General features: G+C 42.3%; 11 protein-coding genes and 1 rRNA gene. 6 read left to right on the top strand and 6 right to left on the bottom strand.

What is annotated here, in order from left to right; translation table 11 throughout:
• Positions 1-62 precede the first annotated feature (62 nt).
• The 4 genes from ACZ5C4_RS12840 (at position 63) to ACZ5C4_RS12825 (ending at position 7807) form a co-directional block, all read left to right on the top strand.
• The gene (locus tag ACZ5C4_RS12840) at positions 63-1451 is read left to right on the top strand and encodes a glycine--tRNA ligase (protein WP_464522349.1); all 1389 of its coding nucleotides are present in this window, start codon (positions 63-65) and stop codon (positions 1449-1451) included.
• 173 nt (positions 1452-1624) lie between these two features.
• Positions 1625-3022, top strand: coding sequence for an aminopeptidase (locus ACZ5C4_RS12835; RefSeq protein ID WP_464521343.1), 1398 nt, complete (start codon positions 1625-1627; stop codon positions 3020-3022).
• Between the two features lie 220 nt (positions 3023-3242).
• Positions 3243-5867, top strand: a complete 2625-nt coding sequence (gene ppdK, locus ACZ5C4_RS12830; protein WP_186876802.1) for a pyruvate, phosphate dikinase — start codon at positions 3243-3245, stop codon at positions 5865-5867.
• A 185-nt stretch (positions 5868-6052) separates the two neighbouring features.
• Positions 6053-7807, top strand: a complete 1755-nt coding sequence (locus ACZ5C4_RS12825) for an IS1182 family transposase (protein ID WP_464522314.1) — start codon at positions 6053-6055, stop codon at positions 7805-7807.
• A gap of 394 nt (positions 7808-8201) precedes the next feature.
• Here the strand turns inward: ACZ5C4_RS12825 and ACZ5C4_RS12820 are convergent, their stop codons facing one another.
• Both ACZ5C4_RS12820 and ACZ5C4_RS12815 read right to left on the bottom strand, forming a co-directional pair.
• Positions 8202-8390 (bottom strand): hypothetical protein, encoded by a 189-nt coding sequence (locus tag ACZ5C4_RS12820; RefSeq protein ID WP_186877231.1) that lies wholly within the window; start codon positions 8388-8390, stop codon positions 8202-8204.
• A 41-nt stretch (positions 8391-8431) separates the two neighbouring features.
• On the bottom strand, positions 8432-9613 hold the full coding sequence (locus tag ACZ5C4_RS12815) for an IS91 family transposase (protein WP_464521342.1): 1182 nt from the start codon (positions 9611-9613) through the stop codon (positions 8432-8434).
• Between the two features lie 129 nt (positions 9614-9742).
• Here ACZ5C4_RS12815 and ACZ5C4_RS12810 point away from each other — a divergent pair, with 129 nt between their 5' ends.
• Positions 9743-9970, top strand: a complete 228-nt coding sequence (locus ACZ5C4_RS12810; protein ID WP_464521341.1) for a hypothetical protein — start codon at positions 9743-9745, stop codon at positions 9968-9970.
• A gap of 3 nt (positions 9971-9973) precedes the next feature.
• Here the strand turns inward: ACZ5C4_RS12810 and ACZ5C4_RS12805 are convergent, their stop codons facing one another.
• The 4 genes from ACZ5C4_RS12805 to ACZ5C4_RS12790 form a co-directional block, all read right to left on the bottom strand.
• On the bottom strand, positions 9974-10240 hold the full coding sequence (locus ACZ5C4_RS12805) for a hypothetical protein (RefSeq protein WP_464521340.1): 267 nt from the start codon (positions 10238-10240) through the stop codon (positions 9974-9976).
• A gap of 46 nt (positions 10241-10286) precedes the next feature.
• Positions 10287-10667: an SHOCT-like domain-containing protein gene (locus ACZ5C4_RS12800; protein ID WP_464521339.1), complete on the bottom strand. Its 381-nt coding sequence runs from the start codon at positions 10665-10667 to the stop codon at positions 10287-10289.
• A gap of 47 nt (positions 10668-10714) precedes the next feature.
• Positions 10715-11080 carry a DUF2089 domain-containing protein gene (locus ACZ5C4_RS12795; protein ID WP_186876799.1) on the bottom strand — a complete coding sequence of 122 codons (366 nt, stop codon included), beginning with the start codon at positions 11078-11080 and terminating at the stop codon, positions 10715-10717.
• A 199-nt stretch (positions 11081-11279) separates the two neighbouring features.
• Positions 11280-11552, bottom strand: coding sequence for a GNAT family N-acetyltransferase (locus tag ACZ5C4_RS12790; protein WP_464521338.1), 273 nt, complete (start codon positions 11550-11552; stop codon positions 11280-11282).
• Between the two features lie 736 nt (positions 11553-12288).
• On the opposite strand from ACZ5C4_RS12790, the gene ACZ5C4_RS12785 reads away from it, so the two are divergent.
• Positions 12289-13822, top strand: a 16S ribosomal RNA gene (locus ACZ5C4_RS12785).
• Positions 13823-13976: the final 154 nt, after the last annotated feature.

The raw sequence follows: 13976 nt of genomic DNA, 5'->3' as shown, positions 1-13976 counted from the left end.
TGAGGAATTTCCTTTATACCCTGTGTGTAGATGAATAAGAGAATGTGAGGAATAGTATAATGGTGGAAAAGACAATGGATAAGATTGTAGCTCTGGCAAAATCGAGAGGGTTTGTATATCCAGGCTCCGAGATTTACGGAGGACTTGCCAATACATGGGATTACGGCAATCTTGGTGTAGAACTGAAAAATAATGTAAAGAAAGCCTGGTGGAAAAAATTTGTGCAGGAGAGTCCATACAATGTAGGAGTGGACTGTGCAATTTTAATGAATCCGCAGACCTGGGTGGCTTCGGGACATTTGGGAGGCTTTAGCGATCCGCTTATGGACTGTAAGGAGTGCAAAGAAAGGTTTCGTGCAGATAAACTGATTGAGGATTACGCGGCGGAAAACAGTATAGAACTTGAAGGAAGTGTAGATGCATGGTCGAAAGAGCAGATGACAGCATATATTGAAGAGCATGGTATCAAGTGTCCTTCCTGTGGAAAGCACAATTTTACAGATATACGTGAATTTAACCTGATGTTTAAGACATTCCAGGGGGTTACAGAGGATGCAAAGAATATTGTATACCTCCGTCCGGAGACGGCACAGGGAATTTTTGTGAACTTTAAGAATGTACAGCGTACCTCCAGAAAGAAAATTCCTTTTGGAATTGCACAGATAGGAAAATCTTTCCGCAACGAGATAACGCCGGGAAACTTTACATTCCGTACAAGGGAATTTGAGCAGATGGAACTGGAATTTTTCTGCGAGCCGGATACAGATCTGGAATGGTTCAATTACTGGAAGAGCTTTTGCTTAAACTGGTTAAGTACACTTGGACTAAAAGAGGAGGAGGTCCGTTACCGCGATCATGAGAAGGAAGAATTGTCCTTCTATAGTAAAGCGACTACAGATGTAGAATTCTTATTCCCATTTGGATGGGGAGAATTATGGGGGATTGCGGATCGTACGGATTATGATCTATCCCGCCATATGGAAGTGTCCAAACAGGATCTGACGTATTTTGATGATGAGAAGAAGGAAAAATATGTTCCTTATGTGATTGAACCATCGTTAGGAGCAGACCGCATGGTTCTTGCGTTCCTTTGCAGCGCTTATGACGAGGAAGAATTAGAAGGCGGGGATGTACGTACGGTTCTTCATTTTCACCCAGCCTTAGCGCCGGTGAAGGTAGGGGTTCTGCCACTTTCTAAAAAACTCAACGAGGGCGCTTTAAAAGTGTATGAGCTGTTGTCAAAGACATACAACTGTGAATTTGACGACAGGGGAAATATTGGTAAACGGTACCGCCGTCAGGATGAAATTGGAACTCCGTTCTGTGTGACATATGATTTTGAGTCCGAACAGGACGGCGCGGTTACTGTACGTGACCGTGATACAATGGAACAGGAGAGAGTGAAAATAGAAGATTTAAAAGCATACTTCGAGAAAAAATTCGAGTGGTAAATGGGGGATATTCTGAAAAAAGAGGGTATCTCCCCTCTTTTTCATTGCATAGGAAGTCTCGTTCCCTATACAATAAAAACCTCTGGGGATGCACACTGCACGCAATTGGAAAGCGGCTGCATAGAAATATCGCTTTAAGGGGAAGATGATACAAAGAAAGGATGACAGAAGAGATGGAAGCAAAAAATGTATGGGCAACTTATAATGAAAATCAGATTCAGGAGTTAAATGAAATCAATGAACGCTATAAAGTATGCTTAAATCAGGGGAAAACAGAGAGAGAATGTGTTGCTTTGGCCGTAGATATGGCAGAGCGCGCAGGGTACAGAAACATTGAAGCGATACTGGCAAAAGGAACGTCTCTAAAAGCTGGGGACAAGGTATATGCAGTATGCATGTCAAAAATGATTGCACTTTTCCGCATAGGGGAAAAACCAATTTCGGAAGGGATGAATATTTTAGGGGCGCATATCGATTCCCCCCGCATTGATGTAAAGCAGAATCCACTCTATGAAAATGAAGGGCTTGCCTATCTGGATACTCATTATTACGGAGGAATTAAAAAATACCAGTGGGTAGCACAGCCGCTTTCCCTGCATGGAGTCATTGTGAAAAAGGATGGAAGTACTGTGAAAGTGACGGTGGGAGAAGAAGAGTCAGATCCGGTATTTGTAATTACAGATCTGCTGATCCATCTGGCACAGGAGCAGATGGAAAAGAAGGCTTCCAAAGTAATTGAGGGAGAAAAACTAGATCTTTTAATTGGAAATCGGCCGATTGAACAGGCGGAAGGGCTTGATAAGGCAGAAAAAGACGCTGTGAAAAAGCATGTGATGGAGATACTGAAAGAAAAATATGAGATGGAAGAGGAAGACTTCTATTCTGCAGAGCTGGAAATTGTTCCTGCAGGGAAGGCAAGGGACTGCGGAATAGACAGAAGTATGGTGTTGTCCTACGGACAGGATGACAGAGTGTGTGCGTTTACGTCCTTGTTTGCCATGCTGGATGTAGAGCAGGCTAAGCGCACAGGATGCTGTCTGCTTGTAGACAAGGAGGAGATAGGGAGTGTAGGAGCTACAGGGATGCATTCCAAATTTTTTGAAAATACAGTAGCGGAACTGGTTGCACTGACAGAAGGAGAATCAGAGCTGAAAGTCCGCCGTGCACTTGCCAGATCGAAAATGCTCTCTTCGGATGTCAGTGCGGCATATGATCCGATGTTTGCAGAGGCGTTTGAAAAGAGGAGTTCTGCATTTTTCGCAAATGGACTGACTTTTAATAAATTTACCGGAAGTAGGGGGAAATCAGGCTCAAACGATGCAAATGCAGAATATTTGGGAGAGCTTAGGCGTGTCATGGACGAGGCAGGAGTTGCGTATCAGTTTTCCGAGTTAGGGAGAGTGGATATAGGCGGCGGTGGAACCATTGCGTATATTATGGCGAACTACGGGATGGAAGTCATAGACAGCGGCGTGGCGGTACTGAATATGCATGCGCCTTATGAGGTGACGAGCAAAGCAGATATTTATGAGGCAGTAAAAGGCTATAGGGCATTTTTAAAACTGGACTAGAGAAAGAAACGAATATTTATGCAAAATCAACCCTCGGCATGTGCAAAAAGCTGCACTGCCGAGGGCTTTGTTTTTTGGGAAAAGAGAAATGAAAAAAGGAATAAAGATTGTGTATATTTACCAATAAAACGCTTGACGACAAAGGGTAAAACAATTAGAATATTATATGCGACTTAATGCAAAATTATTTGTAAAATTTTATTTAGGAGGTCATTCGAACATGGCAAAATGGGTTTATATGTTCACAGAAGGTGACGCTACAATGAGAAACCTTCTTGGCGGAAAAGGCGCAAACCTCGCAGAAATGACAAATTTAGGACTCCCGGTACCGCAGGGATTCACAGTAACTACAGAGGCTTGTACACAGTATTATGAGGATGGCAGAAAAATCAATGATGAAATCATGGCACAGATTATGGAAGCCATCGAAAAGCTGGAAGGAATTACAGGAAAGAAATTTGGAGATAAGACAAATCCTCTGCTTGTTTCTGTTCGCTCCGGTGCAAGAGCTTCTATGCCAGGTATGATGGATACTATCCTGAATCTGGGATTGAATGAAGAAGTTGTAGAGACTCTGGCAGAAGCATCAGGAAACGCACGCTGGGCATGGGATTGCTACAGAAGATTCATTCAGATGTATTCAGATGTTGTTATGGAAGTAGGAAAAAAATACTTCGAAGAGCTCATCGACGAGATGAAAGAGAAGAAGGGCGTTACACAGGATGTTGAGCTGACAGCAGAAGATCTGAAAACACTGGCAGGACAGTTCAAGGCTGAATATAAAGAAAAAATCGGTGCAGATTTCCCGTCTGATGCGAAAGAGCAGTTAATGGGAGCTGTAAAGGCTGTATTCCGTTCATGGGATAACCCAAGAGCCAATGTATACCGCCGTGATAATGATATTCCGTATTCATGGGGAACTGCTGTCAATGTACAGATGATGGCGTTCGGTAACATGGGAGATGACTGTGGTACAGGTGTTGCATTTACAAGAGACCCTGCTACAGGAGAGAACGGACTCTTTGGAGAGTTCTTGACAAATGCACAGGGAGAGGACGTTGTTGCAGGTGTCCGCACTCCGATGCATATTTCTGAGATGGAAGAAAAATTCCCAGAAGCATTTGCACAGTTTAAAGAAGTGTGCAAGACTCTGGAGACACATTATAGAGACATGCAGGATATGGAGTTTACTGTAGAGCATGGTAAACTGTATATGCTTCAGACACGTAACGGTAAGAGAACTGCAAAGGCAGCTCTGAAAATTGCGTGCGACCTCGTGGATGAAGGTATGAGAACAGAGGAAGAAGCAGTTGCAATGATCGATCCGAGAAATTTGGATTCTCTGCTTCACCCACAGTTTGACGCTGCAGCTCTAAAAGCAGCGACACCGATGGCAAAAGCACTTGGTGCTTCCCCAGGAGCTGCTTGCGGTAAAATTGTATTTACGGCAGATGATGCAGTAGAATGGGCTGCAAGAGGAGAAAAAGTTGTTTTGGTACGTCTGGAGACATCACCGGAAGATATTACAGGAATGAAATCTGCACAGGGTATCTTGACTGTACGTGGTGGTATGACTTCTCATGCGGCAGTTGTTGCACGTGGAATGGGTACATGCTGTGTATCAGGGTGCGGCGATATTGTAATGGATGAAGCAAATAAGAAGTTTACACTTGCCGGAAAAGAGTACCATGAAGGAGATGCAATTTCTCTGGATGGTTCTACCGGAAATATTTATGACGGAATCATTCCGACAGTAGATGCAACGATTGCAGGTGAATTCGGAAGAATTATGGGATGGGCTGACAAATATAGAACAATGAAAGTCCGCACCAATGCAGATACTCCGGCAGATGCTAAGAAAGCACGTGAGCTGGGCGCAGAGGGAATTGGCCTTTGCCGTACAGAGCATATGTTCTTTGAGGGAGATAGAATCGATGCGTTCCGTGAAATGATTTGCTCCGAGACAGAGGAAGAAAGAGAAGCGGCACTGGACAAGATCCTTCCAGAACAGCAGGGAGATTTTGAGAAGCTGTACGAAGCATTGGAGGGCAATCCGGTTACTATCCGTTTCCTGGATCCGCCGTTGCATGAGTTTGTTCCGACAGAGGAAGAAGATATTAAGAAGCTGGCAGATGCACAGGGCAAGACTGTAGAGCAGATTAAAGCAATCATTGACAGCCTGCATGAATTTAACCCAATGATGGGACATCGTGGATGCCGTCTTGCAGTAACATATCCTGAAATTGCAAAGATGCAGACAAAAGCGGTTATCCGCGCTGCAATCAATGTACAGAAGGCACATCCGGACTGGAATGTAAAACCAGAAATTATGATTCCACTTGTTGGAGACATCAAAGAGTTAAAATATGTGAAGAAATTCGTAGTTGAGACAGCAGACGCTGAAATTGCGGCAGCAGGAAGCGATCTGAAATATGAAGTGGGTACAATGATTGAGATTCCAAGAGCTGCACTTACAGCGGATGAAATTGCGAAAGAAGCCGATTTCTTCTGCTTCGGTACAAATGACCTTACACAGATGACATACGGATTCTCTCGTGATGATGCCGGTAAGTTCTTAGAAGCATACTATGATGCGAAGATTTTTGAAAACGATCCATTTGCTAAGCTTGACCAGGTTGGTGTTGGCAAACTGATGAAGATGGCGATCGAGTTAGGAAAACCGGTTAATCCGAACCTGCATGTAGGTATCTGCGGCGAGCATGGTGGAGATCCGAGTTCGGTAGAATTCTGTGACAGTATTGGACTGGATTATGTATCTTGCTCACCGTTTAGAGTGCCGATCGCGCGACTGGCAGCAGCACAGGCAGCTATTGCACGAAAATAGGCGAAGATTTGGACGTTGATGTTTATATCTGAATAATTATAAGGGGCTATCGGTTAATAGATAGCGATGAATAGGGAAGGCAGTGACTTGTCCGAGTCACTGCCTTCCCTAAAATTATCCCTATAAAAGAGAAAAAGATGGCTAACGATAACCATCTTCTCTCCGTTACATGTTATAATGTAACTATGCAAAAACAAGATTATTATAACGAATTTTTTGAATTAGGGCAACAGAAAATGAACTTTAAATTTTATGAATTGAGTTTACCTGACGACGATCCGGTCTTTACCCTAAAAAAAGTAATGGAGGAAATGGATTTTACTGCTTTATTAGCGCAGTATTCAGATAAGGGGAAACGCGGGTTTAACCCAATCATGAAATATGGAGTTCTCACATATGCAAACATGCGGGGGATTCGTGAGATTGACCGCATCGTTGAACTATGTCAAAGAGACCTGGCATTCATCTGGCTGACGCAGGACGAACAGCCAAAACGGGATGCCTTTTATGATTTCATAAATAAAAAGCTGACAGCTGAAATCCTGGATGACCTGAATTATCAATTACTACGACGTTTAAAAAAGGAAGGCCTGATTACGTTAGAATCTCTCTTTATCGACGGAACAAAGATAGAAGCAAATGCAAACCGTTACACTTTTGTGTGGCGAGGAACGCTCAACTATCATCTGGCAGGACTGCTGGAGAGTATTGACTCTCTTTACACAAAGTACAATGTACTATTAGAAGAAAGCGGATATGGCAGAAAATACAAATTAGGAAATGCGCAGATGTTCATTATCGAAGGCATGGACAAAGTGCGTGAAGTAATCGAAAAGAATCGCAGGCGAAAACTTACAAAACATAAAAAACTGTCAAACAATCGTATTCTTGAAATAGACAACTGTTCCCCACTGGACTTGTTAAAATTGCAAAAGAACTTATCGGCGATCGCAGAGGGAGAAGGGATTGCGTTCGTTTATGGAAAAGGCAGGAAAAAGTCCAGGATTCAGCAGCTTTACGAAGAATTAGAAACCTGTGGTAAAAAACTTATGGCATATAAAGAGAGTTTTGAGATTATGGGGAACGACCGTAACAGCTATTCGAAAACAGATTTAGAAGCAACTTTCATGCGAATGAAAGAGGATCACATGATGAATGGCCAGTTAAAACCAGCCTACAATGTTCAGATTGCTGTGGAGAATTACTTTATCATTCATGGTTATGTAAGTAATGACAGAACCGATTACAATCCCCTGATTCCCGTTGTCCAAAAACATATCTATGCATTTGGTGAAACAGTAAAGGAAGTCACTGCAGATAGTGGCTATTGCAGCGAGAAAAACTTACTGTTTCTAAAAGAACACAACATCGAAAGCTATATCAAGCTGCAGGAGCATGAACAAAGAAAGACCCGTGCCTATAAGGAAAACATAGGAAAATACCATAACATGACAATGCAGATATTTGAAGATGAGCATTACTATATCTGTCATGACGGAAGAGAATTAAGACATATCCGCACAGAAGAAAAAGACATGGGCGGCTATACACAGACTCTTGAAGTGTACGGATGTGCCGATTGTAGTGACTGCGAATACAAAGCAAAATGCCTTTACAAATATAACCCGGAAAAAGATGCCGATAAAAATAAGGTTATGAAGATAAATGAACGTTGGGAAGAATTAAAAGAACACTCTCATGCAAATATCCAGAGTGAGAAAGGGATTCTAAATCGTCAGATACGTTCGATTCAAACGGAAGGACACTTTGGAGACATCAAGGAAAATGATGGCTTTCGACGATTCCATCATCGTTCAGCAGAAAAAGTGTATAAAGAGTTTATGCTCTATGCGATTGGTAGAAATATGAATAAATACCATCGATTCCAATGCAATAAGCTCAAGAAATTTGAAGGGAAAAAGGAAGAAAACGCAGCATAATGAAAAGCGCGACAATTCGATAGACACCCTTTATTTTGTGCGTTCAAAAATACTTATGAATCTTAGAAATAGAGATACCCCGCAAAATATGCCAGTGCCGTAAGGCACGCATTCCTGCGGGATACCTCTATTTCTTTTTATAATCGGTCGAAATCGGCATTAACCGATTTCCCCTTATTTTTGTATAATAGGAAATTTCGATAAATTTCCTATTATACAAAAAGCCCTCCGGGCGGGATGCGCACGCCGCAATAAGGAAATTTTACCGCTTTGCGGTATTGCGGCGGCGCGCAAAGTGGGCTTGCCCACTTTGTTCAATATTAGGAAAGTTCTCCCTTTTAGAAAAAGAGAAAAAATAGTCCACTAAAAAAATGGGCATGGGAAATAGACGATATTAGAAAAGATAAAAATCTTCTTCTTCAAAATCGTCATCGTCATCAAATTCATGTAGAAAATAATCCATATCCAGAAGGTCACTGTCGCTCATGTATTTAATATCATAAGGGGTCATACCTTCCGGAGGAGATTCGATGTATTGCTTCCTGAGTTTCTCTGCAAGTTCATGCTCACTTATGGGTTTCATGGGAATGCTGCCTCCGTTTCATACTTGATATTCTGATTGTATCACGAATGAAAAGGAGATAAAAGAAATTTACTTTTAGCAGGAGAACGGGGCAGGTACTTTCGCATTGCTTTTTCGTATAATTCTTGCAGAGAAACAGGATGATGGTTGTAGTAAATTTCAAGGAGGAGCATGGTTTTGCCACATTTAGGACACTTTAAAGGGTCATAGCCGAAAGAGGCTATGATGGAGCAGCGCCATTTGTTGAAGCTAAGGAGAAAAGGACGGGCTTTTTGGGAAATAGCCCGGAAAAGGAGTTTGTCTGATTCGCGGTGCCTTGCATAAAGACCATAGTAGCGAATCATTTTAAAGTGCTTTTCTGGGATGTGCTGAATCAGGCGGGAGATAAAGTCCAAGGCAGGGAGTGTTTCAACAACAAGTTTTTCATCCTCATGGCGGTTGTAATGAAAGGTGACGGAATCGCCATTGTAAGCATCAATGCGGGAAGTGGCAATGGGAGGGCGACCGAGATAGCGACCGATATATTTGGAGACAGCATAGGGGTTGCAAAGATTGGGTTTGGCATAAACATAAAAGCCGTTCCTGCAGTGTTGATAGCAAAAAGCTTTCATTTTTTTAAAAGAGGGACCAAGCTGCTGATGAAGTGAATTGAGGAGTGCGGTACAAAAGGCGCTGCGCAGAAAAGAGAAGTTGAAATGAGAGAGTTTGCGCCAAAAATTATCGTGGCTAAGCCCGCCTTGGGTAACAAGACAATGAATATGTGGATTCCATTTCAGGTCACGACCGAAAGTATGAAGGACGCAAATAAAACCGGGAGTAAAATTTTTGGATGTATTCACCTTAGAAAATAAGCGGAAGATAACACTTTGGACTGCGGAAAAAAGGCAGTTAAGAAGAGAACGGTTGTGGAGGAAGAAAGGGCGAAGCTGTTCAGGGATAGTGAAGACACAATGGCGGTGAGTGCAGGCAAGGAGCTTAAAAGACATAGAAGTGGTACGGTGGATGGAATACATGTTGCCGCAGGTAGGGCAAAAGCGGCTGTGGCAGCGAAAGGGAACGAACTTCCATTCTGCGCAGTGGGGACAGTGGTACATTGCGCCGCCGAAAGAAGGGTCACCGCAGTGAATCATCTTTTCAACATTCTCAATAACAGAGATACGGGGATGTAAAATATAAATCATTTCTTCATAATAGTCTGCAAAGATAGTTTGTAAGATATTCATAAAACTATTATGAAGGAAAACGTAACAAAAAGAAACCCCTAATTCCCTCAAGAGTGAGGGGCAGGGGAGTTGAAGTGGGCTTGCCCACTTTGTTCCAATTTGGTGGACTTGCTTGTATGAAAATATAATATGAATAGAATATTAAGCAATCATACAGATGACAATGAGATTGCCGATATGTGCAGAAAGACCGCAGAAGCTAGTTTTTTAACTAAGAACGGTACGGGGCTGATGGCCATAGATATAGAAACCTATAATAGACGAGAAAATATGTCAAAGCTACACGAGGAATTGCCTGCCGTAGAAGAGGATAGGATTGCAGGAAAAAGCGCTCTGGGCAGGAGAGGAACTTTATAAAAATTAGAATTGGACTGAAACATAAGTACCATCTTTCGCTTCTACATGAATGACTTCCAGACCTTTGTTTTCTTTTATAATATCTGTGCATTGAGAGAGCATAAGTGATATGGTTTCTTTTGTGAGTAAAGTATTAAAAGGATAGCAAACTTTATTTTGCACATTTTTGAAAAGGCTGTCTGGAAGCCTCTGTATGAAAAAAGCGGCGCAACCAACGGGAACAGGCATTTTAATGTTGTGTCCATCCGGTGTTTTTATATGTATTTTCATTGAGTGTACCCCTGTTCATTTTTTAATAAAGATATAAAGACAATTGTTATTCCACATAGATTCTTACGACAGTTCCGTCTGCACCAGTCACATTGACAAAGTCGCCATTTATCTCTGCATCTAGACATTCAGATACGGCGGATAGCATTTCATTTAGGTCAAACCCTTCTAACTCTTTCTCTGGAATAGGAAGTTTTCCTGTCACTTTTAATAGACGCCTTACAGCATTTACTGGAAATTGAATGTTTACCTTATCTCCATTGACACTGTCTACAATGATACGGAACATTTTTTTATCATACGAAGGAGAAGAAACATACGCTTGTTCCGTTTCCTCTATGCCTAGTGCATCCATCAAGCTTGCGGCCTCTTTTGCTGTAATTGTTTTATCCTCCACCATTTTTAGAATTCTTAGCTTTTCATCCATAATTATATCTCCTTTCTGTTTTATAAATGATAATATTAGGAATAAAGTTACTTTAATTTGCGTATTGCCTCCTCGACAGTAAGTTCACCTCGTTCTAAAGCTTTTAGAACAGTTTCACGATGTTGTAGTTCTTCGTCCTGTGCGACGGTATCTTCAAATCCAAGCTTCTTTATTATAGAATTCAGCTTTGTACGCACAGTAGGATATGAAATTTCTAATTCTTTCTCAACTTCTTTTATGTTACCTCTGCATTTTAGAAAAGTTTCAGTAAAATGAAGTTCCTCTGTTGTCAAATAATCAAATTTACTTAATTGAAAATTGTTTTCTATGACCGTTTCACAATGGGAACACTTTAACTGGGTTACATGCATTTCTTCATTACATACCGGACAACGACTGATAATTTTTTGCATCTTCTCACTTCCTTCCTGTTAAAATAAATATAATACAATATATTAAGAAAATCAATATTAAAATTAATATTTTTGATATAAAAATTAAAATAATTAATATTTGAATTGATAAATACAAGATGAAGAGATAAAAAATTGCTCTGTGCAAATATAAACCTTATTTGTACAGAGCAATTTTTTATTTCATTATAGAAAGTTTTCATTTAAGAAGATAACGGTATTCTGTGTGCTTTTCAAACCAACCTTCTGCATAAGAACAAGTAGGGACAGCCTTCAATTGACGAAGCTCAAGTTCCGCGACAACTTCTAACATGAGTTTTCCGGCAATTCCTTGTCCGCGTAGAGAAGCATCTACAAATGTATGGTTGATATTGACGGTGTCCTTGTCTATATAGGGAAAAGTAATTTCTGCAAGTAATTCTTCATTGTCAGAATAAAGTACTATTTGATTTTCATTATGGATAAAATGCATATAGTTTCCTCACATTCATTTTATAGATGGGATGAATATCATAACGATTGGAAAAAGTGCATGTTATAATTTTCCTCCGGATTTTCATACCCCTTTTTTATTTTCAACATTATAAAATTAGTTTAAATAAATTATGAATATTATAGCGGTTCTATCAGAAAAAATCAATTATTAGCTTTATGCAGGACAGAGATAAGCTTACTTTTCCTACCTGTGTCAATTACTTTTCAGGCTAGTATGTCAGTGTGCACAAATGCAAATAAGTAGAAAAAATAGGGAGATAAAATAGAGATGAAGATTAAAAAGTAAAAAAGTGGAAAAAAAGGTAAAAATAGGCTTGACAGACAAGGAATGATATGATAGTCTAAGGAAGCTGTCGAGAGAAAAGAAGAAGGCAGCGAAAAAGGAAGAAAAAAGTTCTTGACAAGTGATAACGGCTTTGGTAATATAAAGAAGTTGTCGCTAGAGAGCGAGAACGAGAAGCACCTTGAGAACTGAACAATAGACAACAATCCTTGAAAATTCTAAGAGAGAAATTTTCGAACGGTCTGTATGGAATACAGACGAACCAAGAACAGTAAAAGGATAAGAATTAGCTAGAGGTTAATTCTGAACTGGACAAATGTTTTCCATGAGAAAGAGGAGGCTCCCACAGCACTAAGCTCGTGAGGGACCTCGCTAAGAGCATGGGGAGCGCAAACGAACATAAGGCTTTTAAAGACAAAGCCTAAGTTCTACATGCGAGAGTTTGATCCTGGCTCAGGATGAACGCTGGCGGCGTGCCTAACACATGCAAGTCGAGCGAAGCACATTGCTATGAATCTTTCGGGAGGAAGAGCGAAGTGACTTAGCGGCGGACGGGTGAGTAACGCGTGGGTAACCTGCCTCATACAGGGGGATAACAGTTAGAAATGACTGCTAATACCGCATAAGCGCACAGGACCGCATGGTCAAGTGTGAAAAACTGAGGTGGTATGAGATGGACCCGCGTCTGATTAGCTAGTTGGTGAGGTAAGGGCTCACCAAGGCAACGATCAGTAGCCGACCTGAGAGGGTGACCGGCCACATTGGGACTGAGACACGGCCCAAACTCCTACGGGAGGCAGCAGTGGGGAATATTGCACAATGGGGGAAACCCTGATGCAGCGACGCCGCGTGAGCGAAGAAGTATTTCGGTATGTAAAGCTCTATCAGCAGGGAAGAAAATGACGGTACCTGACTAAGAAGCACCGGCTAAATACGTGCCAGCAGCCGCGGTAATACGTATGGTGCAAGCGTTATCCGGATTTACTGGGTGTAAAGGGAGCGTAGACGGATAAGCAAGTCTGGAGTGAAAGCCCGGGGCTCAACCCCGGGACTGCTTTGGAAACTGTTAATCTAGAGTGCTGGAGAGGTAAGTGGAATTCCTAGTGTAGCGGTGAAATGCGTAGATATTAGGAGGAACACCAGTGGCGAAGGCGGCTTACTGGACAGTGACTGACGTTGAGGCTCGAAAGCGTGGGGAGCAAACAGGATTAGATACCCTGGTAGTCCACGCCGTAAACGATGACTACTAGGTGTCGGGTGGCAAAGCCATTCGGTGCCGCAGCCAACGCAATAAGTAGTCCACCTGGGGAGTACGTTCGCAAGAATGAAACTCAAAGGAATTGACGGGGACCCGCACAAGCGGTGGAGCATGTGGTTTAATTCGAAGCAACGCGAAGAACCTTACCTGCCCTTGACATCCGAATGACGAGCGAGTAATGTCGTTTTTCCTTCGGGACATTCGAGACAGGTGGTGCATGGTTGTCGTCAGCTCGTGTCGTGAGATGTTGGGTTAAGTCCCGCAACGAGCGCAACCCTTATCTTTAGTAGCCAGCAGGTAAAGCTGGGGACTCTAGAGAGACTGCCAGGGATAACCTGGAGGAAGGTGGGGATGACGTCAAATCATCATGCCCCTTATGGGCAGGGCTACACACGTGCTACAATGGCGTAAACAAAGGGAGGCGAGACTGTGAAGTGGAGCAAATCCCAAAAATAACGTCTCAGTTCGGATTGTAGTCTGCAACTCGACTACATGAAGCTGGAATCGCTAGTAATCGCGAATCAGAATGTCGCGGTGAATACGTTCCCGGGTCTTGTACACACCGCCCGTCACACCATGGGAGTCAGTAACGCCCGAAGTCAGTGACCCAACCGAAAGGAGGGAGCTGCCGAAGGCGGGACGGATAACTGGGGTGAAGTCGTAACAAGGTAGCCGTATCGGAAGGTGCGGCTGGATCACCTCCTTTCTAAGGAAGAAGAAGTATGCACAGAACACTTAGCGAGCCGGAAGGCGAGGTTAGTGAGAAGGCACATCGCAGAGCATAGCAAAGCGATGAAGGAGCAGTTGTCTATTGTTGAGGGTTCAAGGAGAGGGAAGCGCGGAGAACAAGCCTAGTTCTA

The organism is Mediterraneibacter flintii (assembly GCF_055387595.1).
The sequence above is the reverse complement of the archived record's forward strand: the minus strand, read 5'-3'. Positions and strand labels throughout refer to the sequence as shown.

Coding starts and splice junctions, on each gene's coding strand:
- ACZ5C4_RS12800 (WP_464521339.1), bottom strand. CDS start 10,667: ATGGATGAAAAGCTAAGAATTCTAAAAATGGTGGAGGATAAAACAATT.
- ACZ5C4_RS12820 (WP_186877231.1), bottom strand. CDS start 8,390: ATGAAACCCATAAGTGAGCATGAACTTGCAGAGAAACTCAGGAAGCAA.
- ACZ5C4_RS12795 (WP_186876799.1), bottom strand. CDS start 11,080: ATGCAAAAAATTATCAGTCGTTGTCCGGTATGTAATGAAGAAATGCAT.
- ppdK (WP_186876802.1), top strand. CDS start 3,243: ATGGCAAAATGGGTTTATATGTTCACAGAAGGTGACGCTACAATGAGA.
- ACZ5C4_RS12805 (WP_464521340.1), bottom strand. CDS start 10,240: ATGAAAATACATATAAAAACACCGGATGGACACAACATTAAAATGCCT.
- ACZ5C4_RS12810 (WP_464521341.1), top strand. CDS start 9,743: ATGAATAGAATATTAAGCAATCATACAGATGACAATGAGATTGCCGAT.
- ACZ5C4_RS12835 (WP_464521343.1), top strand. CDS start 1,625: ATGGAAGCAAAAAATGTATGGGCAACTTATAATGAAAATCAGATTCAG.
- ACZ5C4_RS12815 (WP_464521342.1), bottom strand. CDS start 9,613: ATGAATATCTTACAAACTATCTTTGCAGACTATTATGAAGAAATGATT.
- ACZ5C4_RS12825 (WP_464522314.1), top strand. CDS start 6,053: ATGCAAAAACAAGATTATTATAACGAATTTTTTGAATTAGGGCAACAG.
- ACZ5C4_RS12790 (WP_464521338.1), bottom strand. CDS start 11,552: ATGCATTTTATCCATAATGAAAATCAAATAGTACTTTATTCTGACAAT.